20 protein-coding genes are annotated in these 23,224 nt (G+C 34.4%); 7 read left to right on the top strand and 13 right to left on the bottom strand.

The features are described from left to right. The first annotated feature begins 9 nt into the window (after positions 1 to 9). Entirely contained in the window at positions 10 to 1,305 is a 1,296-nt protein-coding gene (locus BSF41_RS02970) for a gliding motility-associated protein GldE (protein ID WP_095928032.1), read from the top strand. A gap of 1 nt (position 1,306) precedes the next feature. Next, positions 1,307 to 1,867, top strand: coding sequence for a gliding motility lipoprotein GldD (gene gldD / locus BSF41_RS02965; RefSeq protein ID WP_095928031.1), 561 nt, complete (start codon positions 1,307 to 1,309; stop codon positions 1,865 to 1,867). Between the two features lie 49 nt (positions 1,868 to 1,916). On the opposite strand, the gene BSF41_RS02960 is transcribed toward gldD, so the two are convergent. Then, on the bottom strand, positions 1,917 to 2,294 hold the full coding sequence (locus tag BSF41_RS02960) for a heavy-metal-associated domain-containing protein (RefSeq protein WP_095928030.1): 378 nt from the start codon (positions 2,292 to 2,294) through the stop codon (positions 1,917 to 1,919). Positions 2,295 to 2,396: 102 nt separating this feature from the next. Between BSF41_RS02960 and BSF41_RS02955 the strand changes: the two genes are divergently transcribed. After that, on the top strand, positions 2,397 to 3,263 hold the full coding sequence (locus BSF41_RS02955; protein ID WP_095928029.1) for a DMT family transporter: 867 nt from the start codon (positions 2,397 to 2,399) through the stop codon (positions 3,261 to 3,263). Positions 3,264 to 3,562: 299 nt separating this feature from the next. On the opposite strand, the gene BSF41_RS02950 is transcribed toward BSF41_RS02955, so the two are convergent. Both BSF41_RS02950 and BSF41_RS02945 read right to left on the bottom strand, forming a co-directional pair. Then, positions 3,563 to 5,611: a pitrilysin family protein gene (locus tag BSF41_RS02950; RefSeq protein ID WP_172426840.1), complete on the bottom strand. Its 2,049-nt coding sequence runs from the start codon at positions 5,609 to 5,611 to the stop codon at positions 3,563 to 3,565. Between the two features lie 12 nt (positions 5,612 to 5,623). Continuing rightward, entirely contained in the window at positions 5,624 to 6,946 is a 1,323-nt protein-coding gene (locus BSF41_RS02945) for a pitrilysin family protein (protein ID WP_095928027.1), read from the bottom strand. Positions 6,947 to 7,220: 274 nt separating this feature from the next. Between BSF41_RS02945 and rplU the strand changes: the two genes are divergently transcribed. The 3 genes from rplU (at position 7,221) to BSF41_RS02930 (ending at position 9,355) form a co-directional block, all read left to right on the top strand. Next, positions 7,221 to 7,658 carry a 50S ribosomal protein L21 gene (gene rplU, locus BSF41_RS02940; protein WP_073412831.1) on the top strand — a complete coding sequence of 146 codons (438 nt, stop codon included), beginning with the start codon at positions 7,221 to 7,223 and terminating at the stop codon, positions 7,656 to 7,658. A 24-nt stretch (positions 7,659 to 7,682) separates the two neighbouring features. Next, positions 7,683 to 7,943: a 50S ribosomal protein L27 gene (gene rpmA / locus BSF41_RS02935; RefSeq protein ID WP_012023622.1), complete on the top strand. Its 261-nt coding sequence runs from the start codon at positions 7,683 to 7,685 to the stop codon at positions 7,941 to 7,943. A gap of 119 nt (positions 7,944 to 8,062) precedes the next feature. After that, positions 8,063 to 9,355 carry a hypothetical protein gene (locus BSF41_RS02930; protein ID WP_253251750.1) on the top strand — a complete coding sequence of 431 codons (1,293 nt, stop codon included), beginning with the start codon at positions 8,063 to 8,065 and terminating at the stop codon, positions 9,353 to 9,355. A 6-nt stretch (positions 9,356 to 9,361) separates the two neighbouring features. Here BSF41_RS02930 and BSF41_RS02925 read toward each other — a convergent pair whose 3' ends face one another. The 3 genes from BSF41_RS02925 to BSF41_RS02915 form a co-directional block, all read right to left on the bottom strand. Further along, complete coding sequence (locus tag BSF41_RS02925) at positions 9,362 to 9,874, bottom strand: ClbS/DfsB family four-helix bundle protein (RefSeq protein WP_095928025.1); 513 nt, start codon at positions 9,872 to 9,874, stop codon at positions 9,362 to 9,364. A 108-nt stretch (positions 9,875 to 9,982) separates the two neighbouring features. Continuing rightward, a complete protein-coding gene (locus BSF41_RS02920; protein ID WP_095928024.1) occupies positions 9,983 to 12,745 on the bottom strand; it encodes an AsmA-like C-terminal region-containing protein in 2,763 nt (920 codons plus the stop codon). Positions 12,746 to 12,797: 52 nt separating this feature from the next. Then, a complete protein-coding gene (locus tag BSF41_RS02915; protein WP_095928023.1) occupies positions 12,798 to 13,379 on the bottom strand; it encodes a tRNA-(ms[2]io[6]A)-hydroxylase in 582 nt (193 codons plus the stop codon). A 113-nt stretch (positions 13,380 to 13,492) separates the two neighbouring features. Here BSF41_RS02915 and BSF41_RS02910 point away from each other — a divergent pair, with 113 nt between their 5' ends. Continuing rightward, positions 13,493 to 14,734 (top strand): glycosyltransferase, encoded by a 1,242-nt coding sequence (locus BSF41_RS02910; RefSeq protein ID WP_095928022.1) that lies wholly within the window; start codon positions 13,493 to 13,495, stop codon positions 14,732 to 14,734. Between the two features lie 42 nt (positions 14,735 to 14,776). On the opposite strand, the gene BSF41_RS02905 is transcribed toward BSF41_RS02910, so the two are convergent. From BSF41_RS02905 to porV, 7 genes are all read right to left on the bottom strand, one after another. Further along, positions 14,777 to 15,667: an AraC family transcriptional regulator gene (locus BSF41_RS02905; RefSeq protein WP_253251749.1), complete on the bottom strand. Its 891-nt coding sequence runs from the start codon at positions 15,665 to 15,667 to the stop codon at positions 14,777 to 14,779. 87 nt (positions 15,668 to 15,754) lie between these two features. Then, a complete protein-coding gene (locus BSF41_RS02900) occupies positions 15,755 to 16,285 on the bottom strand; it encodes a carboxymuconolactone decarboxylase family protein (protein WP_095928021.1) in 531 nt (176 codons plus the stop codon). 408 nt (positions 16,286 to 16,693) lie between these two features. Further along, entirely contained in the window at positions 16,694 to 18,541 is a 1,848-nt protein-coding gene (locus BSF41_RS02895; protein WP_095928020.1) for a hydrolase/aminopeptidase, read from the bottom strand. A 91-nt stretch (positions 18,542 to 18,632) separates the two neighbouring features. Then, entirely contained in the window at positions 18,633 to 20,267 is a 1,635-nt protein-coding gene (locus tag BSF41_RS02890) for a pyruvate dehydrogenase complex dihydrolipoamide acetyltransferase (RefSeq protein ID WP_095928019.1), read from the bottom strand. Positions 20,268 to 20,271: 4 nt separating this feature from the next. After that, a complete protein-coding gene (pdhA, locus tag BSF41_RS02885; protein ID WP_095928018.1) occupies positions 20,272 to 21,270 on the bottom strand; it encodes a pyruvate dehydrogenase (acetyl-transferring) E1 component subunit alpha in 999 nt (332 codons plus the stop codon). Between the two features lie 159 nt (positions 21,271 to 21,429). Then, positions 21,430 to 21,912, bottom strand: a complete 483-nt coding sequence (gene cdd, locus BSF41_RS02880) for a cytidine deaminase (RefSeq protein WP_095928017.1) — start codon at positions 21,910 to 21,912, stop codon at positions 21,430 to 21,432. 80 nt (positions 21,913 to 21,992) lie between these two features. Next, positions 21,993 to 23,198 (bottom strand): type IX secretion system outer membrane channel protein PorV, encoded by a 1,206-nt coding sequence (gene porV / locus BSF41_RS02875; RefSeq protein ID WP_095928016.1) that lies wholly within the window; start codon positions 23,196 to 23,198, stop codon positions 21,993 to 21,995. Between the last annotated feature and the right edge of the window lie 26 nt (positions 23,199 to 23,224).

Raw genomic sequence — 23,224 nt, 5'->3', positions numbered from 1 at the left:
TTATTCAGTTTGGACCCAGAGCCCAGTTTACTTTTTTCTACAAATCTTGACGCCAATTTAATTATTGGTTTCGTCGGAATTTTTATTTTATTATTTCTTTCAGCAATCGTTTCTGGTGCTGAAGTAGCTCTTTTTTCTTTATCGCAGCAAGACATCGATGATTCTTTAAATGATAGTCCAGCAAAAGGTAAAATTATTTCGAATCTATTAGAAAAGCCCAAAAAGCTTTTGGCAACTTTATTGGTCGCGAATAACTTTTTTAATATTGGTGTAGTAATCCTGTTTGCTTATATAGGGCAAAATATTTTTGCCAATATAAGTTCGCCAGCCTTTAAATTTACTCTAGAGGTAATTTTAGTTACTTTCTTAATTTTATTATTTGGTGAAGTTCTTCCTAAAGTTTACGCTAGCAGAAATAGTATCCGTTTTGCTAAGCGAGTTGCGTATCCGCTGGCATTTTTAGACAAAGTGCTTTCTCCTGTTAGTTTGCCAATGCGTGCCGTTACTATATATTTTCAAAATAAATTAGGAAAGCAAAAAAGTAATTTTTCTGTTAATCAACTTTCTCAGGCATTGGAACTTACAGATTCGGAAGGGACATCGACAGAAGAGCAAAAAATTCTGGAAGGAATTGTTTCTTTTGGAAATACAGATACAAAACAGGTAATGAGTCCGAGAATTGATATTTTTGCATTGGAAATATCAGAAACATTTGCGGAGATTTATCCTAAAATAATAGAAACAGGTTTTTCGAGAATTCCTATTTATCGAGATAATATCGATCAAATTGAAGGCGTGCTTTTTGTAAAAGATTTACTGCCTCATATTGATAAAGAAGAATTTGACTGGACCTCTTTGATTAGAGAAGCGTTTTTTGTTCCTGAGAATAAAAAACTAGATAATCTGCTAAAGGATTTTCAGAGCTTAAAAAGCCATTTAGCCATTGTGGTTGATGAATATGGAGGTACTTCTGGATTAGTTTCTTTAGAAGATGTTATCGAAGAAATTGTTGGAGATATTAGTGATGAGTTTGACGATGAAAATCTAAACTTCTCGCAGATCGATGAAAATAATTTTCTTTTTGAGGGAAAAATAAACCTGAAAGATTTCTATCGAATTGTAGATGTCGATGAAGATGTCTTTGAAGCTCATAAAGGAGAAGCCGAAACATTGGCCGGATTTATTCTGGAGATTTTGGGTAATTTTCCTAAAAAAGATCAAAAAATACCTTTCGAAAACTGTATTTTCACAGTAGAAACAGTTGATAAAAAGCGTGTAAAACAAATAAAAGTAACCATAAATTAAAATGCTTAATAAAATACTTTCAATATCAGCAATTTTGCTTGCGTTAACGGTTATAAGCTGTAAAAATGATGTTTTGCCAAAACCAGCAAGTTACCTGCGATTAGATTATCCGGAAGCAAAATATGTGAATTTTGAAAACAATTGTCCGTTTGCTTTCGAAATGAATGAAGATGCAATCATCAAAGGAGAGAAAGAATGCGGATTTGCAATCACGTATCCAAAGATGAAAGCAACGATTTATTTGACATATAAGCCAGTAAATGGAAATATTGATAAGTTATTGCGTGACGCACAAAAACTGACTTACGAACACGTTATTAAAGCCGATGATATTTTGGAACAGCCGTATTTAAATCCGCAGAAAAAGGTTTACGGAATGTTTTATCAAGTTGATGGAAATGCAGCGACAAACTCTCAGTTTTACGTTACAGACAGCACAAAACATTTTTTAATAGGCTCTGTTTATTTTTACGCTAAACCAAATTTCGACTCGATTATGCCTGCCGCGAGTTACGTTAAAAATGATATGCAGCGTTTGATGGAAACGTTGAAATGGAAATAAAAAAAAGGAATCCGATTTGGATTCCTTTTTTTTATTGTAATTGATCTGTTTACGATTTAAAATTCGAAACTTTATATGTTTTTCCGTCTCCAGTTTCTTGAACGACTTTTGTTAAAGATTCTGAGTTTTGGATTGTTTTATCAAAACTTACCGTTGCAGTTTTTTTGTCAAAATCAACCGTTGCTTTGTCAACTCCGTCAAGATTAGATAATTCTTCTTCTATTGTTTTTGCGCATCCCATAGCACAAGTCATTCCGTCAATTTTGAAGCTTGCTGTTTGAAGATTTTCGGCAGCAATAGGTTTGTGTTCTTTTGGAGCACTTTTTTCTGCATTTACAACCTCAAGACTTTTGTCTTCTGCTTTTTTACAGCCAACAAATACTAAACCGGCGATTGCTACAGCGAATAAGATTTTTGAAATTTTCATTATATATAAATTTAAAAATTGCGAATAAGATTCTTGCAAAATTAATAAAAAGAGAATGCTTAGTTCGTAAAATAATTACAAATTTGCAGTAAATAACAATTTATGGAAACAAAACAGTTAAAGTGGATTTACTTAACGATACTTTCTCTTATCTGGGGAAGCTCTTTTATTCTGATAAAAAAAGGATTGATTGGTTTAAGTGCTGTTCAGGTAGGATCGTTCCGAATTATTTTTGCTGCTTTGTTTTTATTGATTGTGGGTTTTAATAGTCTGAAAAAGATTTCGCGCCGCCAATGGAAATTTGTCGCCATAACTTCGCTTTTCGGGACTTTTATACCGGCTTATCTTTTTGCTATTGCAGAAACTCAGGTTAATAGTTCGATAGTTGCGATTTTAAATTCGTTAACGCCATTAAACACTTTGATTCTAGGAATTATAGCATTTGGGATTCAGTTTCAAAAAAGACAGGTTTTAGGTGTTTTTGTCGGACTTGTAGGTTGTCTGCTTTTGGTTTTAAGCGGAGATTCCGCAAGTGGAACTCAAAATTACCTCTATGTTTTATTGGTTGTTATTGCAACGCTTAGTTATGCAATCAACGTAAATCTGATTAAAAAATATCTTCACGATCTAAATTCTGTAAGTATCACAACAGGAAATTTTGCGGTTTTGCTTTTGCCAGCATTAATCATTTTAAGCACAACCGATATCAGTCAGAAAATACATTTTGCAGAAACGCAACACTCTATACTTTTTGTGGCAATTTTAGGTGTTCTTGGAACGGGAATCGCCAACATTCTATTCTTCAAGCTAATTCAGATGTCATCGCCAGTATTTGCAACATCTGTGACGTATTTAATTCCGATCGTAGCATTCTTCTGGGGATTGTTAGATAATGAATTCCTGACGCCAATTCAATCTGTTGGCGCTTTTATTATTTTAATTGGAGTTTATTTGTCGGCGAAGAAGTGATTTGAATTGTGAAATGTTACTTGTAAAATGTAAAATGTGATTTGATGCGAATGTCTCCCTGAGCGATTCCGAGGCTTGGGGAGAAAGGCGTTCCAATAGGACTGGGGCTTCGACTTCGCTCAGCCTGACAAAAGAGAGGGGTTTTCTAATATCGCGGGATCGCTCAGCCTGATAGATGATATAAATAAAAAAAAGCATTGTCAAAGTTTTAAACTTTGACAATGCCTTGAAATCTTAGAGCCTTAGCAACTTAGAAGCTTAGCAACTTAGAAGCTTAGTATCTCAGAACTTAGCATCTTTTAAAGAAAATCTTTCTCAGAAACCCCTTCGTTAATCTTAATATCAGACATCTTAATATCTAATTCAAAACCAACATTCTGAACTAAGTTAAAAGGAACTTTAACGCCTTTTACTTCTTTATAATCATTGAAATTAGTGATTTGTTCAACTGATTTTCCGCCTTGTTCGCGAACTTTAGATTCGGCTGTTTTTAATCCAGATTTAACGTCGTAATAATACTTTGTTTTGCCATCTTTAATTACGTAAGCATCATTTCCGTTAATTGGTTCAATTCCTTCTACTTTAAGGTCTGTTCTTTTTACAAGTTGTAATTCTTCAAAAGGAGCGGCATTAGCTTTCATTTCGGCTAAATCTTCACCTTCAAGGTTTTTTCTTTGGCCTTGCTGTTCAACGTAAGCACCTTTTTCGTTAACCACCTGTTTCATTAAATTCATAGTTCCCATAGAAAGCGAAACCATCATTTTTCCTTTCGAATCTAATTTAGAGGTAAACGTTAATGGATTAGGGGCCTGCGGAACAGTTGTTGTGCCATTCATGTATAATGTTTTTACTGCGGTAACAGCTTTTTCTCCACCAATTGCGTTAATATAGTTTTCAAAAACCGTTTTTGCGCTAACATCTTTAGGAGCCTCTTTTTTTGTAGCAGGTTTTTCAACTGGATTTCCGTATTTGTCGAAATAATGAATCGGAATTTGTAATTTTTCTAAACCAGGAAGTACATCAGAACCTTTGCCAACTATTACGATACGCATATTGTCTAACAAGAAATACTTGTTGGCCACACGATAAATATCATCGGCAGTAACATTGTTAATGGTCTGAATGTATTTTTCGTAGAAATCTGCAGGAAGTTTTTCTGTTTCAATGTTCAAGGCGTAACGCGCAACAGCTTGCGGTTTTTCAACTTGCATTACAAATCTTCCAATATAGCCTGCTTTTACATTTCTTAAAACTTCTGGATCAACTCTTTCTGTTCTAATTCGCTTTATTTCTTTAACGAATTGAACAACAGCGCTATCTGTTACCGTATTTCTAACAGCAGATGAAGCCTTAAATTTAGTAACATATTTCCCGCTCCCAATGCTAGAACTTGCTCCATAAGTCCAAGCGTGCTGTTCGCGTAAATTCATGTTTAAGTAGCTATTAAAATCGCCTCCAAGAATTTGATTGGCAATAACGGCAGGAAAAAAATCTGGATCGTTCATTCTTAAATTTACCGTATTTACTAATGAAATTTCAGATTGAACCGCATTTGGAACATCAACAAAATCGATTTGTAAGCTCGAAACATTTACTGGAGTTGGGTAAGTGTTTTTTGGTGCAGTCTGCTTTTTCCATCCGCTGAATAATTTTTCAACAGCAGTTTTTGCTTCTTTAAATTTGACGTCTCCAATAATAACTAAATAAGCATTTTCTGGAACGAAATAAGTATTGTAATTGTTTTGGACATCTGCAAGAGTTACATTTTTTACAGTCTCTTCAGAAAGATATTCTCCTACCGGATGATTTTTCCCAAAAGCCAAAACGTCAACTACTCGGTTTGAAATGGCAGGAACGCTTTTTTCGTCGGCTTTAAGACCTTCCAAAAGTTTTGCTTTTTCTTTATCAAATTCAGTTTGAGTGAAATTAGGTTGTAAAGCACCTTCTGCTAAAAGCTCTAAAACGCGGCCAGAATATTTTGACAATGAACTTGCATAGGCGCCTTGAGAAGTAAAGTTGATATTAGCTCCGTAAAAATCAATTTCTTCGTTAAAAGCTTCTTTGGTTGTTTTTTTAGTTCCGTTTCCAATTAAGCTGCTGGTCAATTCATCAACCCCTTTTTTGTTGCCTTCAGTAAACGGAGCATTATCTAAAGTAAGTGTATAGCTCACTCTAGGTAATTTGTGGTTTTCAACAACTAAAACTTTCATTCCGTTTGCTAAAACAAAGGTCTGCGGTTTTTTGATGTTGACTACTGGGGCATTTCCTGGTTTGGGTTGTGGACGATCTTGTGCTTGCATAATTCCAGTTAGGAAAATAAGGATTAAAAAAGGATATATTTTTTTCATGATTCGATATTCTTAGTTTTGAGATTTGGCAGTAGGAACATAATCTAAAATCAAACGCTGATTCGGATTCAGGTATTTTTTGGCAACTTCTCTAATTTCTTCTCTCGTAATAGAATGGTAAATGTCGATTTCGGTATTAATTAAATTGACATCTCCGTAAAGAAGATAATAAGAAGCCAGATTTTCTGCAATTCCTTCTACGCTTGCATTGGCATTTACGTAATTGTTATCGAATTTATTCTGTAATTTTTCATAATCTTTTTCGGAAATAAGATCGGTTTGGATTTTTACAATTTCCTCATCCATTTCCTTTAAGATATCATTAATGGTGTATGGTGCCATTGGTAGGCCGTAAAGAATGTACATTCCGTAATCTTCTTGGCTAAATCCTACTGCGCCAATTTGTAACGCCATTTTTTTGTCGTCAACTATTTTTTTATAAAGTTTAGAACTTTTTCCATCACTTAAATAAGAAGAAATTAAATCTAAAACCCTTGCATCTCTTGTTTTCATTGAAGGTGTTCTATAAGAAGCCACAATCATTGGGATCTGAATATTCGGATCTTCGTAAGTTGCTTTAATGGTTTGGTTTATAGGTTCTTCTGTGTAGGTTTGTTTTTTAACTTCTTCCCCTTTTGGAATTGGTCCAAAATATTTCTGAATCCATTCTTTTGTTTTTGTTTTTTCAAAATCTCCTGCCACGACCAAAACGGCATTATTTGGAGTATAGAATTTTTTATTGAAAGCCTGGAATTCTTCAAGAGTTGCTGCATCCAAATCTTTCATAGAACCAATTGTAGTCCATCTATAAGGATGATTTTTGAACATGTTCTTTTTAACCTCAGGAAGAATATTTCCGTACGGCTGATTGTCATAACGCATTCTTTTTTCTTCTTTTACGACTTCATTCTGCGTGTCAACTCCAATCTTATTAATAATAGGATGCATTAATCTTTCAGATTCCATCCATAAACCAAGTTCTAAACTGTTAGAAGGAAAAACTTCATAATAATAAGTTCGGTCATCAGATGTGTTGGCGTTGTTTACGCCTCCATTTGCAGTAACAATTTTCATCCATTCCCCACGTTTTATATTTTGGGTTCCTTCAAATAATAGATGTTCAAAAAAGTGAGCAAATCCAGTTCTGTCAGGACGTTCGTCTTTTGATCCCACATGATACATTACCGAAGTGATAACGACAGGGGCAGAAGGGTCATTGTGTAAAATGACATGTAGGCCATTGTCTAAGTCGTATTCTTCGAAAGCTACTTTTTGGGCATGAGCCACTCCGCCAAGCATTAATGCAGCACTTAACATCATTACTGATTTTTTCATAAAGATTAATAATTTTAAAATATCAACATATAGTAGGTAGATAAGAGTTGATTTTGGTTACATCAAAAATAGTTTTTTTTAATTACGAATTGTAGATTTGTTTTTAAATAAATACGATTTTAACAATCTTTTACTTTAAATTAATTCTATTTTATGTGCAGAACTACTTGAAAAACAAGGTTTTTTCGGGTAAAAATATTTTTGCTTGTATGGGTTGCATAGTAAATTATTAGTTGTATATTTGCAACCTTAAAATTCAATAAATCAATTTGATATGTATGCAATCGTAGAGATAGCAGGGCAACAATTTAAAGTAAGCAAAGACTTAAAGGTTTATGTTCACCGTTTAGCTAATGAAGAAGGTTCAAAAGTTTCTTTTGACAAAGTTCTTTTATTAGATGATAATGGAAATGTAACTTTAGGCGCCCCAGCTATAGAAGGTGCTTCAGTAGAAGCTAAAGTGTTACAACACTTAAAAGGTGATAAAGTTATCGTTTTCAAAAAGAAAAGAAGAAAAGGATACAAAAAAAGAAATGGTCACAGACAATATCTTACACAAATTGTAATTGAAGGTATTACTGCAGCAGGAGGAACTAAAAAAGCAGCAGCTAAAAAAGCGGTTGTAGCAGAAGAAGCAGCTACTGAAGAAGTAGAAGCTCCAAAAGCTAAAAAAGCAGCTCCAAAAGCTAAAAAAGAAGCTACTAAAGAATAATAACAATATTTAAACTCATACGTCATGGCTCACAAGAAAGGTGTCGGTAGTTCGAAGAATGGTAGAGAATCAGAATCAAAACGTTTAGGCGTTAAGATTTATGGTGGACAAGCTGCTATTGCTGGGAACATCATCGTTAGACAAAGAGGTTCAAAACATAATCCAGGTGAAAACGTTTACATTAGTAAAGATCACACTCTTCACGCAAGAGTTGCTGGAGTTGTTAAGTTCCAAAAGAAAAGAGATAACAAATCTTATGTATCTATTATTCCTTTCGAGGCTTAATAATCAAAGATTACTTTTTATAAAAAACCCGTTCAGAAATGATCGGGTTTTTTTATTTCTATGACTTTTTTGGAAAGACTTTAAAACTTACATTTGTTAGCCTCTTTAAATAAAAAAGTTTGAAAAAGATTTTAATATTGTTTTTGTTGTGCTGTCTTGGCGCTTATGCAAATACTCCTTCGGAAAATATTGTAAGTCATTTAAGTTCTTTAAATGAAAAACAGAAAAAAACTTTATATGAATTTGAAGTTCTAAAAAGGAATGGCTTTAAAACAGATCAATTTTGGGAGGAAAACAAAAGATTGTTTCCAGAGTTTGATTCTAAAACGAGAGATGAATTAGCTCAGCAGATTTTTGAAAATTCCAAAGTAATCTACGAACCTCAAAAAAACTCCAGAGTTCAAATTTGGATGCAGACTCAATTGTTTACGAACTGGATGTTTTATTTGTCGGCCTTTATAGCTATTTGTGCGGTTATTGCGCTCTTTAAAAAATATTGGAGTTTGTGGATTGGATTTCTTCTCAAGCGTTTAGAGCCTGTTTTAAGATATTTATTTTCTCCTTTATTGTTGACTTTTGAACTTTTGATAGTAGGAGTCGCTTGTATCTTTTATGCCGTTTCTGTTGAGGATTTTGTAGTGCGAACAGTAAGTATTCATTTGGGACTATTTTTATTATGGAGTCAGTCAACGGCTTTGTTTACTAGAGAATATTGGGTTAAAAAATACGTTTTTGAGATCGGAAGTAATTTCTGGGGAAAAGATCCGTGGGAGACCATAAAAACAATATGTCTGCCAGCTGTTTTGGTTACATTGGCTCTTTGGTATGTATTGTTTAAAGTTCCCACAGATATTTTTTATAACTACGAAATTGTGGTTTCAGCAATTGCTGCAATTTATGCTTTACCGTTTTGGCGTACATTGGAAAAATTTATGTATCCAATTTTATTTCCTTTTAAGAATGAAGTATATAGAGAAAGAAGTGTCAATTCTCTAGCTGCATGTACAGTTGTAGCGGTTGTTTTGACTATTGTTCTTGTGCTGCAATGGAATGCTGTTTTTTATAATGTTATTGCGGCATTCATAAGTTTGGAGATTTTTTCATTTTTAATACTGTCATTAAAAATGAATCATAAATACAGTTTTAGAAATTATTATTTTATACAATTGGTAACGTTCCTTTTTCTTGGTGCGGTTTTTCTGTATGGTTTTTATTTTGGTTTATACGAAGTGATCTGGTTTGCCATTATAGGATCAACCTTATTTGTAATAATAAAGTATATGGAAGTTTTTTCTTTTTTCTCAAATTGGAAAAGAGGAAGAGGTTGGGCTTGGAAATTATTGGGACTTGCTTTATTGTTGTGGTTGATGGGCAAAGGGATTTTGTATGTTTCTAAATTTGTCTTTTCTTAATTGAAATTATAAAATATTGTTTTCTTTTTTCCACTTGCGAATTCTGCCTCTTGCATTATTGTAAGGAGATGCCGTATTAAATTGTATCATTCTGCCTAATGTCCACTTTTCATACCAAGCGGTTTCATATAATTCTGTATTAGATTTCTCTTCAATTAAAGAAAGAATCTTTTGAACGGTATTGTTTAGTTTAGTGCATAAGGTATTAAAGTCGTCTTTTTCATAATCCTTATAGAATTTTTGTGCCAGTTTTCCCAATTCATTCCATTTGTAACCTGTTTCAGGAAAATCAACCGTTTCGTTTAGTTCTTTCTTTGTGTTCCATTTTAGCACCAATTCTCCCCATCCTATTAAATAAGAAACAAGATTGTTAATGCTCATTAATGTATCTTTTGCATGCCCCTGTAAATTTGGAATTGTGGTGGATTCTTCAGGAGTTTTAGACAACTCTTTTTTGAGCTTACTGTAATTGGTTTTGATTGCAGTTTGCAATTCTTCTTTGTTTGTCGGAATAGCCATGATTTAAGGGAGTAAAACTTTATCAAATTTATATAAAAAAACCTTTGTCAAAATTTTACACTATGACAAAGGTTGATATGTTGAGATCGAGTTTGGAATTTGAAATTTTTAATCTTCAGTATCCTTAGTTTCTTCCAAGTCTTCAGTTTTTCTTCCCACTTTTACTTTTGGATTATCCTGTGTTCCTGTTACGGTTAATGGAATTCCAAAAATACCGAAAGGAGGCAGTCCTAAACGCATTTTTAGGTTAAGTCTTCCGTCTAGGCTTGATGTTCCTTCGATTCTTGGTCTAAAGCCAGCAAACTTAAATTTAAAGCGCTCTACAGTTATAATATTGTTTTTAACGGTTGTTTTAATATCTACTTTAGAAAGATCTGGATTTTTCATAGACTCTGAATTTGTTTGTTTGCTTACAGCATTAAACATTTTCAAACCTCTCACTTTTACATCTTTTACAGAAAGTGTCCCGCCACCTACAAGAGAAGGATAGACAGGATCCATATTTGCATTTAAGCGACCTTTTAATTGATAGTCTAAAGAAACAATCCCTTGTGCTTTCTCTGCAGCGCTGGCCATTTTTCTAAAAACTTCGATTTCATTATACGCTCTTTTAATATCAAAATCAGTAGCTTTTATAGCATAATCAAAATTTGCTTTTTGCGGAGTTACAGCTTGATAATTGGCGTTCATAGAAACGTTGCATCCAATTAGGTTGAAACCAGTATTTTGCATAGTTAATTTACCATTTTTCATGGTTAAATTTCCAGTTGCATTTTGCAGATTTAGTTTGTCGAAATTAACTTTTTGTGCATTTGCGAATAACTGTAAATTTAAATTGTTTGGAATGATAATAACGCCAGTTTGGGTGTTGTCTGATTGTTTGGCTTCTGTTTTTGGAGCTGAACTTTCTGTTACGGGTGTATTAGGATCTACACTCGACATAAATTCGTCAATATTGATATATCGAGAAGTAACTTTAAAAGAACCTCTTAAAATGCCTGTATTGGTCATGGCGTAATTGAAAACATTCTGTAAATAACCATTCATTTTAAAATCAGATTGTCCGTAAGCGGCCAAGAAATTATTGAACGACATTTTATCCTGATTGATTTTGAAAATTCCTTCTTTGATAATGAATCTCTTTGGAAGATATTCAGAAGCAATTCCGATGTTTCTTAATTCAAGAGTTCCTTTATTGTTTAGTTTGCTGTAATTTCCTTTTTCGGCATCGCTTTGTTTTCCTTTCAAAGACAAATCTGCTTTTACGAAACCGTCAAGATCAAGGCCTTTTTGCGAGAAAACTTTATAAATTCTGCTCACATCCAATTCTCCTTTTGCTTTTATGTCATAATTTAAATCGTCAAAATTGCTTAAATAAGCTTGCACAAAAACTGGTTTTCCTTCAAAAGTAAATTGAGTTGGGGTTAAGTTTATTTTTAAATCCTCAAAAGTTCCTTTTTGGTTTTCGATTTTAGATTTAATGGTAATGTTTGTAATCGGATTTGGGTAATACGGTGTTTTTAAATAACCATTTTCTAAATTAACGATTCCGTTTGTAACAGGAAAACGCTTGTTTTTTTGATCGAATACTCCGTTTGCTTTTACATCTCCAGCCAAAGCTCCTTTTAGCTCAATATCAGGAATTCCGAGTGCTTTGGTTAGTTTTTCAAGATCAATTTTAGCTTTGAAATCGGCGTTAATTTCGGGTGTGTTTACTCCTTTAACCAAAAATGTAGATTTTAAATAATCCTGATTAATGTTCAAGGAAAGGTTTTTTGCATCGACAATAACCAGATCCGGATTTAAAGACGGAACTTTAGTTTTGATGTCTAAATTTAAGTTTGAAACTGGAAATGCGCTTTTGTTATAATTAACAAAACCGTCATTTATTTTTACATCTAAGTTCAAATCTGGAGCAATATTTTCTGAAGCGATATACTTTCCTTTTAAGGTCAGTAAAAGATTCGTATTTCCTTTCAATTCGGTTTTAGAAAGCCAAGTAATGTATTTTGGAGGAAAAGCGGTAAAAACATCATATAGATTGCTATTGTCAGATTTAATAACAAAATCCATGTTGTAACCATCTTTCAAAATGTCAAATTTTCCTTTAAAGTCAACCAGAAGCTGATTGATTTTAAGGTTGTTTTGTTGGAAAAAGAAAGAAAGCGAGTTGATGTTGACTTTTGTGATCAAATCAGCATCAATTTTTTTGTTCATTAAATAAGGTTCATCTTCATAAACGATATTCAATTTCTCAATTTTAGCTTTCGAATACAAGTCAAAAACAGCTTTATTCAAATCTCCTTTTCCTAAATAATTAAATCCGTAAGCATCAAAATGGACTTTTGTCGACTTATCGTCGTAAATAATTTTACTATTCAAAATCTCAATTCGCTCTAGTTTTAAGGCAGTGTCGGAGCTGTCTTTTGGTTGCGAAGCCTGTTCCTGAGATTTATAAATGTTGTAATTGGCTTCTCCATTTGGATTCACTTTTACATTTATAAAAGAATCGGATAGATAAATCTGGTCAATTTTTACCGATTTGCTGAAAATAAGACTCGCTACATTGATTCCGAAAGAAACCTCTTTTGCAGTGATAAATTTTTCATTTGTATATGGAGCTGAACCATTTAAACTTAAATTATCTAAAGTTAAAGTAAGAGAAGGAAAATGGCGGAAGAATGAGACAGAAACGTCAGAATAATTTAGTTCTGCGCTTAATCTTTCGTTAGCTGTTTTCTTTATTTGCTCTTTTATTTGATCCTCAAAGACGATAGGCGTTAAAAATAATAATCCTATAATAACCGCGAAAGTTATTCCGAAATACTTCGCAATTTTAAAAACGATTGATCTGGACTTACTTTTCTGCATAGCGAATAGTGGTGTTTAAATATGAAAATAGAGTAATAAAAAAGAGCGTAATTTATCCGTGAACGGTTTCGTTTTTACCATAATTAGTAATAATCGAACCTTCATATTCAATCCATTCTTTCCAGCGTTTATCGATATCAATATTATCTTGATATTTTCTGGCAAATCCTAAAAATGTAGTGTAATGGCCAGCTTCAGAGATCATTAAATCGCGGTAGAATTTTGCTAATTCTTCATCTTTAATGTTTTCAGAAAGTACTTTAAAGCGCTCGCAACTTCTAGCTTCGATCATTGCAGAAAACAATAATCGATCGCAAAGTGCATCTCTACGGCTACCATCTTTTTTCATGAACTTAAAAAGTACATTTACGTAATGATCTTTTCTTTCGCGGCCTAAAGCAAGTCCGCGTTGCTTTATAATGTTATGAACCATCTGAAAATGTTCCAGTTCTTCTCTTGCAATTTCAAGCATTTCGGTTACCAATTCTTCGAGTTCAGAGTTGTAAGTAACGATACTAATCGCATTTGAAGCCGCTTTTTGTTCGCACCAGGCATGATCCGTTAAAATTTCTTCGATATTTGACTCAACGATATTTACCCAGCGCGGGTCCGTAGCTAATTTTAATCCCAACATAATTTCCCACCATTTAGATTTTGCAAAATTAGTGTTTTTTTACGACCGAATTTCAGGAAATTGGGTGCAAATCCGCGGAAAATAGTATTATTTTGTAATATGAAACAAAGATTATGAATCAAATCAAAAAACTTTTAATTATAGGGTTTGTCTGGCCCGAGCCAAAGTCTTCTGCAGCAGGTGGAAGAATGATGCAATTGATTTCTATTTTCAAAGAAAATGGATTCGAAATTACTTTTGCAAGTGCGGCTCAGGACAGTAATTTTATGGTTGATTTATCTGAATTTGGAGTAATAAAAAAGAGTATCGAACTCAATTCTTCCACTTTTGATGATTTTATCTTGGAATTAAATCCAGATGTTGTCTTGTTTGATCGCTTTATGATTGAAGAACAATTTGGGTGGCGCGTAATTGAAAAGTGTCCAAAAGCGATTAGAATTTTAGATACAGAAGATGTGCATTGTTTAAGAACGGCGAGGCAAAAAGCTTTTAAAGAAAATCGGATTTTCGAATTGGAAGATTTATTGTCTGAAGAAGTTGCAAAACGAGAAATTGCCAGTATTTTAAGATGTGATCTGTCTTTGATTATTTCTGAATTCGAAATGAATATTCTAAAAGATGTTTTCAAAATTAATGAAGACTTATTTTTTTATCTTCCTTTTTTGGTGGATGAAATGAAAGAGGAAGAACTTTTGAAATTGCCTTCTTTTGATGAACGAAAAAATTTCATTTTCATTGGAAATTTTCTTCATGAACCAAATTGGAATACCGTTCAATATTTGAAAGAAGCGATCTGGCCTTCTATAAAAAGAGATTTTCCAGAAGCCATCTTGGAAGTTTACGGAGCATATCCCTCGCAAAAAGTACTGCAATTGCATCAGCCAAAAAATGGTTTTTATATAATGGGAAGGGCAGAAGATGCCAATGAAGTTGTGAAAAAAGCTAGAGTAGTTCTAGCGCCAATTCGTTTTGGTGCGGGTTTAAAAGGTAAACTTTTAGAAGCCATGCAATGTGGAACGCCAAGTGCGACAACGTCAATTGGTTCTGAAGCAATGCATGAAAATTTGCCTTGGAATGGTTTTATTGAAGATGATTCGGTTGAGTTTGCAAAAAAAGCGATTGAGCTTTATAAAGATGAAAATCTTTGGAGACAATCACAAAAAAACGGAATTAAAATCATTAATAAATGCTATCAAAAAAGCACTTATTCAAGTCAATTGATTTCATTGATAAATTCACTTTTAATAGATTCTAAAAGCCACCGACTTCATAATTTCATGGGAAATCTGCTGCAACATCACGCTTATACAAGTACGAGATACATGTCTAAATGGATAGAAGCGAAAAATAAGTAATCAGTAACAGTTTTATAGTAATCAGCAAATTGCGACTCTAAACTAAGCTTCCATTTTTCCAAAACCTACCGTTTCGCGATAAATTTGTGGAGAAACATCGGCATTAGTTTTAAAGAAACGACTGAAATAATGTTCGTCATCATAACCTAATTCGTATGCAATTTCTTTGACCGTTTTGTTGGTTAGATATAATTCTCTTTTAGCTTCAATAATAATTCTTTCTGAAATTAAATCGGTTAAGGTTTTATTGAAATAATTCTTAGATAATTTTGCCAAGGCTTTTGGAGAAATGTTCAATAATTCAGCATAGTTTCCCGCAGAATGTTTCGTTTTAAAATTCAGTTCAATGGCATCTTTTAAGTTTTGGAGAATTATAGGTTCTTTAGAATCTGGAACCGATTTCATCTCTTCCAATTGTTCTGTTTTTAATCTTGAAGCGGTAATTAAAAATATTTTCAAGTAAGAAATCAATAATTCATACTGCGCTAATTCTGCGTTCTGAATTTCAGCTTTCATCTGATCAATTACCATATTAAAAGTTTGTGAAGCTTGTTCTGTAACCTGAACATACGGTGGCTGATAAATATTATTGAATAAAACGCCATTGCAAGAAATTTCTTTTTGATGCATGTGAATGCAATAGAAATCAGAATGAAAATGGATTGCGATTCCTTCAATTGGTTCGCTCACGCAAAGCATAAAAGGCTGGTAAGGCGAAAAAGCAAGAAGTGAGTTTTCTTCAAAATGATGTTCTGCAAAATCGGCTTTTACTTTGCCTTTTCCTTTGGTTACCCAAATTAAAGAGTAATAATTATTTCGCTGCAAATGATCAAAATAGCTGTTATCTTCAAAAGGAAGAATTTTAAAAGCCAAATTTCCATTTTGCGGATTTATTAAGGTGAAAACATTTTGAGCGCTCATATTTGGTTTCATTTTTAAAAATATAAAGATAGTTATGAAATAAATTCACAACTATCTTTATAAATTGTTTTTTGTTATAGTGATTGCGTAAATCTTGATTTAAACTGCTGGAAAATCAATTTCAGTATTTGCTACATTGTTAAAGTAGTTTGTCAATACATTTAGAGCTACATGAGCGATAGTTTCTGCAATTTCAGCATCAGAAACTCCTGCGTTTTTCGCTTTGTTGACATCTTCGTCATTTACTAAGCCACCTTTGCTAATTAAGGTTTTAGCTAATTGTAAAATAGCCTCTGTTTTAGCATCATCAGAATTTCCTGTTCTTGCTGCTTTTAAAATTGCAGGATCTGCTTTTACTAGTTTTTCTCCAATAAAAGTGTGGGCTGCTAAACAATAATCACAAGAATTGCTTTCTGAAACTGCTAATGCAATTAACTCACCTGTTTTTGCGCTTAATTTTCCGTGACTTAATGCACCGCTCAAATTCAAATATCCTTCCAAAACGGCTGGAGAATTTCCCATTGTTCTCATCATGTTTGGAACAACGCCTAATTTTGCCTGAACTGCTTTGAATAAATCTTTAGTTTTTCCTGTTACTTCTTCTGGGTTTAAAGCTGTTAATCGTGTCATTTTATTTAATATTTAATTGTTGTTATTTGTTGTTGTCTTTTGACATTACAAAGTTGCGACGATTACAGATTTTAAAACATGGAGAATGTACGCTATGTGATGGATGATTTTCCCTGCTGTTTTTTTAGAAGCTATTTCCCGCTATCCGTTCCAATCTTTTGTGCCGAACCCCGGCACAAAAGGATTTCCACTTCTATCGGGGCTAGGGCTCTCGTTTTTATAAGATTGTTTTCGTTTAGTTTGTCATCCTGACGAAGGAAGGATCGCACACGAAACTCGACAAAGATTAAGGAATTGCTTTGCGGAATTTCTAGTGCGATTCCTCGTTCCTCGGAATGACAAACAAGGCGAAAAAAAAGTGTCTGTTCCTAAAGAACAGACACTTTTAAACTTAAATTCTTGAAAAAACTATTTCAAAACACTTGCAGCATCTTGAATAGTCGTTGCGTGATAACCAGATTTTGCTTTATCAAAAACTTTTTTGGCCCAAACTTTTCCTTCTGGAGTTTTAACCATTTCTTTATAAAGCATCATGATAGAGCCAGTTCTGCTGCTTCCAATTAAAAATTGTTCAATTGCAGGATCAGCAGCTTTGTATTGATGACGAATTGCCTGAACAAACCATTGACGTTTAATGATGAAATTACCGCCCTTAGTAAAGTTGAATTCTTTATCAATCGCTTCCATTTCTTTTACGGTAATATCAGCAGGAAGATGGTCAATAAAATGCTGTTTTTCTGCAGTAGTTGTGATTTTTTTGCTTAAACCTGCAACACCAGTTTCTCTCCAGCTTTTTTGGATTGCGTCAATAGCATCAAATTCTGCCGAGCTAACAGGAACAATGTTTGATGGAATTCCTGGTTTGTAAATCCAGTTGTCTAATTGTATTTTATCTGCTAAAGCCTTATCTCCTTTGATAAGATTTTCGTTTAAATACGTTACAAAATCTTCTGTTGTGATAGATTGGAAAGCATGAGAATCGAAATAGTTTTTAATAAACGGATCGAATTTTTCTCGTCCAACGGCATTTTCAATAACTCTTAAAAAAGAATATCCTTTTACATAAGGAATCATGCTGATTCCGTCGTCAGGATTTCTTCCTGTCAAACTAACTTTTAATCTTGTGTCTGGATTTGTATCTCCATATTCAGCAACATTATCAATCAATTCTTTATTGGTGATAACGTTTTGCATGTCAAATTCTTTTTTGCCAAAAATTGCTTCTCCAATTCTGTGCTCAACGTATGTCGTAAAACCTTCGTTTAGCCAAATATCATCCCAAGTAGCATTTGTAACTAAGTTTCCGCTCCAGCTATGGCCTAATTCGTGTGCTAGTAAACTTGTTAGCGAACGATCTCCAGCAATTACTCCAGGAGTTAAGAAAGTGAGGTTTGGATTCTCCATTCCGCCATAAGGGAAACTTGGTGGCAAAACCAAAACATCATAACGTCCCCATCTGTAAGGTCCGTATAATTTTTCAGCAGCATTTACCATTTTTCCTAATTCAGCAAATTCATAAGCAGCACTTTTTAGAACAGATGGTTCTGCATAAACTCCAGTTCTGTTGTCGATTGCTTGAAATTCGATATCTCCAACTGCAATTGCCATTAAGTAAGACGGAATCGCTTTGTCTTGTTTGAAAGTATAAACTCCAGTGTCATTTTTCTTCTGCGGATTTACAGCGCTCATAACTGCCAATAAATCTTTAGGAACCGTAACTTTTGCATTATAAGTAAAACGAATTCCTGGAGAATCTTGACAAGGGATCCAAGTGCGTGACCAAACGCTTTCGCCTTGAGAAAAAACAAAAGGTTTCTTTTTGTCTGCAGTTTGCTCTGGTTTTAACCATTGTAAAGCTACAGCATCTTTAGTAGTGTTGTAATAAATGTTTACTTTGGTTGTGTTTGGTTCGATTGTGATATGAAGTGGTTTTCCGTGAAATTCTGTGTCTTTTCCAAGTTCGAATTTGGTTTCTTTTTCTTCGTCGCCTAAAGTTACTTTAGTAATATTTAAAGTGTTTTCGTCGAAAATAATTTCATTTCCTTTACTGATGTTGTCAATTGTCCAAGATGCTTTTCCTGAAATTGTTTGAGTGTCAAAATCAACTTTAATATCAAGATCAAGATGTTTTGCGACAGCGAGTTCTGGTTTAGAGTAACTGTGTTCATCAACAACAGCTGTAGTTTTTTCTGTACTTTCTTTTTTCTGGCAGGCAATTGCTGTCAGAAATAAAGTGGCAAGAATTAGTTTCTTCATTTTGTGAGGTTTTGAATTTGAGGATGAAAATTAAACAAAAAATCCCGTTTTGAATAAACAAAACGGGATTTAATTATAAAATTAACAACGATTATGCCAACATTGTAACTGGGCTTTCGATGTATTGTTTTAATGTTTGTAAGAACTGAGCTCCAGTTGCACCGTCAATTGTTCTGTGGTCACAAGCTAATGATAACATCATTGTGTTTCCAACTACGATTTGACCGTTTTTAACTACTGGTTTCTCAACAATTGCACCTACAGAAAGGATAGCAGAGTTTGGTTGGTTGATAATTGAATTGAATTCAGTGATACCAAACATTCCAAGGTTAGATACTGTAAAAGTACTTCCTTCCATTTCTTGTGGTCCTAATTTTTTGTTTTTAGCTCTTCCAGCAAGATCTCTTACAGAACCGCCAATTTGAGATAAACTCATAGCATCTGTAAATTTCAATACAGGAACTACTAATCCGTCTTCAACAGCTACAGCAACACCAATGTTTACGTGGTGGTTGATGATGATAGCATCTTCTTTCCACTGAGAGTTGATTTTGGGATGTTTTTTCAATGCTAAAGCACAAGCTTTGATTACCATATCGTTGAAAGATACTTTTGTATCTGGAACGCTATTGATAGCAGCTCTTGCTTGCATTGCTTCGTCCATACTTACTTCGATCACTAAGTTGTAGTGAGGCGCAGTAAATAAAGATTCTGCCAAACGTTTTGCAATGATTTTACGCATTTGAGAATTTTTGATCTCTTCTGTGTAAACTTCTCCAGCAGGAACAAAAACTTTTGGTGCAGCAGGAGCAGACGCTTCTTGTTTAGCAGCAGGTGCAGAAGCAGTTTGCGCTTGAGCAGATGGAGTAAAGTTCTCGATATCGCTTTTCACGATACGTCCGTTTTCTCCAGAACCTTTAACTTGAGATAATTGGATTCCTTTGTCAGAAGCAATTTTCTTAGCTAATGGTGAAGCTAAAATTCTTCCTCCGTTTGAAGTTTCAGCAGCAGCTTCAGGTGCTTTTTCAGCAGCAGGAGCAGCTTTTTCTTCTGCAGCAGGAGCACTTGCAGTTGCAGCGCCTCCAGCAGTAAAGTTATCAGCAACTCCAGAAATATCAGTTCCTGCAGGTCCAATGATAGCTAATAAGCTGTCAACAGGAGCAGTGTTTCCTTCTTGAATTCCGATGTATAATAATGTACCAGCATTGAAAGACTCAAACTCCATAGTCGCTTTGTCTGTTTCAATTTCTGCTAAAATATCTCCTTCAGCTACAGTATCGCCAACTTTTTTCAACCAAGTTGCTACAGTACCTTCAGTCATTGTATCACTCAAACGTGGCATAGTTACAACTATAACACCTTTTGGTAATTCAGCAGCTTTTGCAGGAGCAGCAGTTTCAGTTTTTGCTTCAGCAGCAGGAGCATCCGCTTTTGGAGCTTCAGCAGCAGGAGCATCACCACCAGCTAAAAGAGCAGATATATCTTCTCCCTCTTTACCAATGATAGCTAATAATGAATCAACTGGAGCAGTTTCTCCAGCTTGAATTCCGATATGTAAAAGAGTTCCTTCGTTAAAAGATTCGAACTCCATTGTTGCTTTGTCTGTTTCGATTTCAGCTAAGATATCACCTTCGCTTACTTTGTCGCCTACTTTTTTAAGCCAAGTTGCTACCGTTCCTTCAGTCATAGTATCGCTCAAACGAGGCATTGTTACTTTAATCGCCATGATATTATAATTTATGAGGTGTAAATGGATAGTCTTCTTGTGCGTATACTACATCGTATAATTGTTGTAAGTCTGGGTATGGAGATTCTTCAGCGAATTTCGCACACTCTTCAACTAAGTCTTTAACTCTTTGGTCAATTACTTCAATTTCTTCTTGTGTAGCATATTTTTGATCCAAGATTACGTCAAGAACTTGAGTAATTGGGTCGATTTTTTTATACTCTTCAACCTCTTCTTTAGAACGGTATAATTGAGCATCAGACATAGAATGTCCTCTGTAACGGTACGTTTTCATTTCAAGGAAAGTTGGTCCATCTCCGCGACGTGCTCTTTCGATAGCTTCGTGCATTGCTTCAGCAACTTTTACAGGGTTCATTCCGTCAACAGGTCCGCAAGGCATTTCATAACCTAAACCTAATTTCCAGATGTCAGTGTGGTTTGCAGTTCTTTCTACAGAAGTTCCCATTGCGTAACCATTGTTTTCAACGATAAATACAACTGGAAGTTTCCATAACATAGCCATGTTAAAAGCTTCGTGAAGAGAACCTTGTCTAGCAGCACCATCACCAAAGTAAGTCATAGTAACACCGCCAGTGTTGAAATATTTGTCTGCAAAAGCAATACCAGCTCCCACAGGAATTTGAGCACCTACGATTCCGTGTCCTCCGTAAAAACCATGTTCTTTAGAGAAAATGTGCATAGAACCTCCCATACCTTTAGAAGTTCCTGTTGCTTTTCCTAAAAGTTCTGCCATTACGTTTCTAGGATCAACTCCCATACCAATTGGCTGAACGTGGTTTCTGTAAGCAGTAATCATTTTATCTTTGGTCAAATCCATAGCGTGCAGTGCGCCAGCTAATACAGCTTCTTGACCATTATATAGGTGTAGAAAACCTCTAACTTTTTGTTGAATGTATAATGCTGCAAGTTTGTCTTCAAACTTTCTCCAAAGTAGCATGTCCTCATACCACTTTAAATATACCTCTTTTGTAACTTCTTTCATCTGAATTCTTTCTTTTGCTAAAGTTGTTTGTGTTATCGATTATTGTGCCTGTAACGCAAAATAGTTTCCTCCCACAAATTTGCGCCCGAAAGGTCGGGATGCAAAAATAAGACATTACATTTAAGAACTAAAATTAAAACGATACTTTTTGGCTTTTTTTTACAAGAACTTTTTGTCGAACATCAATGGGAGTAAATTTTTTAGGGATGATGATTTATAAATTTCACCAATTTCTCCCATAAAATAGATTTCAATAGGGGTGTCTTGTTTTATTTCGTATTCTGCTATTGATTGTCGACAAGATCCACAAGGCGGAATAGGGGCAGTGGTCTGATTGATGTCTGAAGCTGCTGTAATTGCCATTTTTAAGATTTTTGCTTCTGGATACGTACTTCCTGCGTAAAAAATCGCAGTTCTTTCTGCACAAAGTCCAGACGGATAAGCGGCATTTTCTTGATTAGAACCTAAAATAACTTTTCCGTTATCTAAAAGCAAAGCGGCTCCAACTTTAAATTTTGAATAGGGTGCGTAAGCTTTTTTTCTAACCTCAATAGCTTGATGCATTAAATCCTGAATTTCAGTTGGAAGTTCATTTAGGGTATCAAATATGGTAAATGACGTTGTTATATTGATTTCTTTCATCTGTTTTTAAGGGAAAAAAAATCCAAATTCCTAAAATGCCGGAATTTGGATTGAATTATTTTTATTTTAAACTTTCTCTATTAATACGTTTCGTATTTGTCTCCAAAGTTAAACGTTAAAGAGAAACGAAGTGTGTTTTCTAAAGGATTTTTTATTTTAGATGCTGAGAATAAGTACGACACATCGATTTTCATAATGTTGTATTTGAATCCTGCTCCTAAAGAGAAAAATTGTTTAGCACCTTTTTCTGGGCTTTCATGGTAATATCCTAAACGCATTACAAAAGCATCTTGATACATATACTCTGCAGCTACGCTATACGTTACTTCTTTTATTTCTTCTTTAAATCCGCCTGGTGCATCTCCAAAAGACTTAAAGATTCCTTGAAACCAGCCAATGTCGTTATAATTTTTATAACCAATGTCTGTCGCTTCTTGTTGAGAAATATCTTCTGGATCGTCAAAATCACCATCGCCGTTTACGTCTACAGGTGTTCCAATTCCTGGAGGAGTCGGAACTAAAAGTTTAGTAAGCTCAGCACTTAAAGTAAGTTTGTTGTAATCATCAAAGATAAAATCAAATCCTCCTCCTAATCTTAAATTTGCAGGTAAGAAGTTTGTGCTTACGTCGTCATTATCATAGCTGATTTTTGGTCCCATGTTTTGGAAGTTAACACCGGCTCTCCATCTACCATTGAAATCTTGATAAGCAATTTCTTCAGATTGGTAAAAAGCGGCCACATCAACAGCAAAAGATCTTGCAGATGTAGCATCAACTTCTTCTGAAGCAACTTTTAAGTTTGAACTGATGAAACGTCCAGCAACAGCCATCGAGAATTTCTCGCTTAATTTTAATGAATAAGATCCGTCTAAGGCAAATTCGTTTGGATTTACTTCTCTTACGGCTTCATTTGGGTCTCCAGTGTATCTTAATTCAATTCCTCCAAAACCAAAATAGCGAAAACTTCCTGCAAAGGCACTTTTTTCGTTGATTTTGTTGTAGTACGTAATCTGACCTAATGAGATATCATTGGCAAGATCTGTTAAATAAGGAGTGTAACTGATAGAAAGCCCTTGTGCATCTTCAGAAAATGCATACTTTGCAGGGTTCCATTGTTGAGAGAAAACGTCTGCAGAAGTGGCGACACCTTGATCTGCCAAACCTGCTGCTCTAGCATCAGCAGCGACTAATAAAAAAGGTACTCCGGTAACAATAGGTCTTGATTCCTGAGCCCTAGAATTGTAAATGCTAAAAATACAAATTAATAAAAGTGATAGTTTTTTCATTTATGGGACTAATGTTTTTGGTGGTG

It is taken from the genome of Flavobacterium sp. ACN2 (assembly GCF_002303885.1).
GTDB lineage: Bacteria > Bacteroidota > Bacteroidia > Flavobacteriales > Flavobacteriaceae > Flavobacterium.
This window is presented reverse-complemented; position numbering and strand designations above follow the sequence as displayed.

Excerpts from the sequence above, each read along its gene's own strand:
- gldD (WP_095928031.1), top strand. The coding sequence starts at position 1,307 with ATGCTTAATAAAATACTTTCAATATCAGCAATTTTGCTTGCGTTAACG.
- BSF41_RS02960 (WP_095928030.1), bottom strand. The coding sequence starts at position 2,294 with ATGAAAATTTCAAAAATCTTATTCGCTGTAGCAATCGCCGGTTTAGTA.
- BSF41_RS02955 (WP_095928029.1), top strand. The coding sequence starts at position 2,397 with ATGGAAACAAAACAGTTAAAGTGGATTTACTTAACGATACTTTCTCTT.
- BSF41_RS02950 (WP_172426840.1), bottom strand. The coding sequence starts at position 5,611 with ATGAAAAAAATATATCCTTTTTTAATCCTTATTTTCCTAACTGGAATT.
- BSF41_RS02945 (WP_095928027.1), bottom strand. The coding sequence starts at position 6,946 with ATGAAAAAATCAGTAATGATGTTAAGTGCTGCATTAATGCTTGGCGGA.
- rplU (WP_073412831.1), top strand. The coding sequence starts at position 7,221 with ATGTATGCAATCGTAGAGATAGCAGGGCAACAATTTAAAGTAAGCAAA.
- rpmA (WP_012023622.1), top strand. The coding sequence starts at position 7,683 with ATGGCTCACAAGAAAGGTGTCGGTAGTTCGAAGAATGGTAGAGAATCA.
- BSF41_RS02925 (WP_095928025.1), bottom strand. The coding sequence starts at position 9,874 with ATGGCTATTCCGACAAACAAAGAAGAATTGCAAACTGCAATCAAAACC.
- BSF41_RS02920 (WP_095928024.1), bottom strand. The coding sequence starts at position 12,745 with ATGCAGAAAAGTAAGTCCAGATCAATCGTTTTTAAAATTGCGAAGTAT.
- BSF41_RS02915 (WP_095928023.1), bottom strand. The coding sequence starts at position 13,379 with ATGTTGGGATTAAAATTAGCTACGGACCCGCGCTGGGTAAATATCGTT.
- BSF41_RS02910 (WP_095928022.1), top strand. The coding sequence starts at position 13,493 with ATGAATCAAATCAAAAAACTTTTAATTATAGGGTTTGTCTGGCCCGAG.
- BSF41_RS02905 (WP_253251749.1), bottom strand. The coding sequence starts at position 15,667 with ATGAAACCAAATATGAGCGCTCAAAATGTTTTCACCTTAATAAATCCG.
- BSF41_RS02900 (WP_095928021.1), bottom strand. The coding sequence starts at position 16,285 with ATGACACGATTAACAGCTTTAAACCCAGAAGAAGTAACAGGAAAAACT.
- BSF41_RS02895 (WP_095928020.1), bottom strand. The coding sequence starts at position 18,541 with ATGAAGAAACTAATTCTTGCCACTTTATTTCTGACAGCAATTGCCTGC.
- BSF41_RS02890 (WP_095928019.1), bottom strand. The coding sequence starts at position 20,267 with ATGGCGATTAAAGTAACAATGCCTCGTTTGAGCGATACTATGACTGAA.
- pdhA (WP_095928018.1), bottom strand. The coding sequence starts at position 21,270 with ATGAAAGAAGTTACAAAAGAGGTATATTTAAAGTGGTATGAGGACATG.
- cdd (WP_095928017.1), bottom strand. The coding sequence starts at position 21,912 with ATGAAAGAAATCAATATAACAACGTCATTTACCATATTTGATACCCTA.
- porV (WP_095928016.1), bottom strand. The coding sequence starts at position 23,198 with ATGAAAAAACTATCACTTTTATTAATTTGTATTTTTAGCATTTACAAT.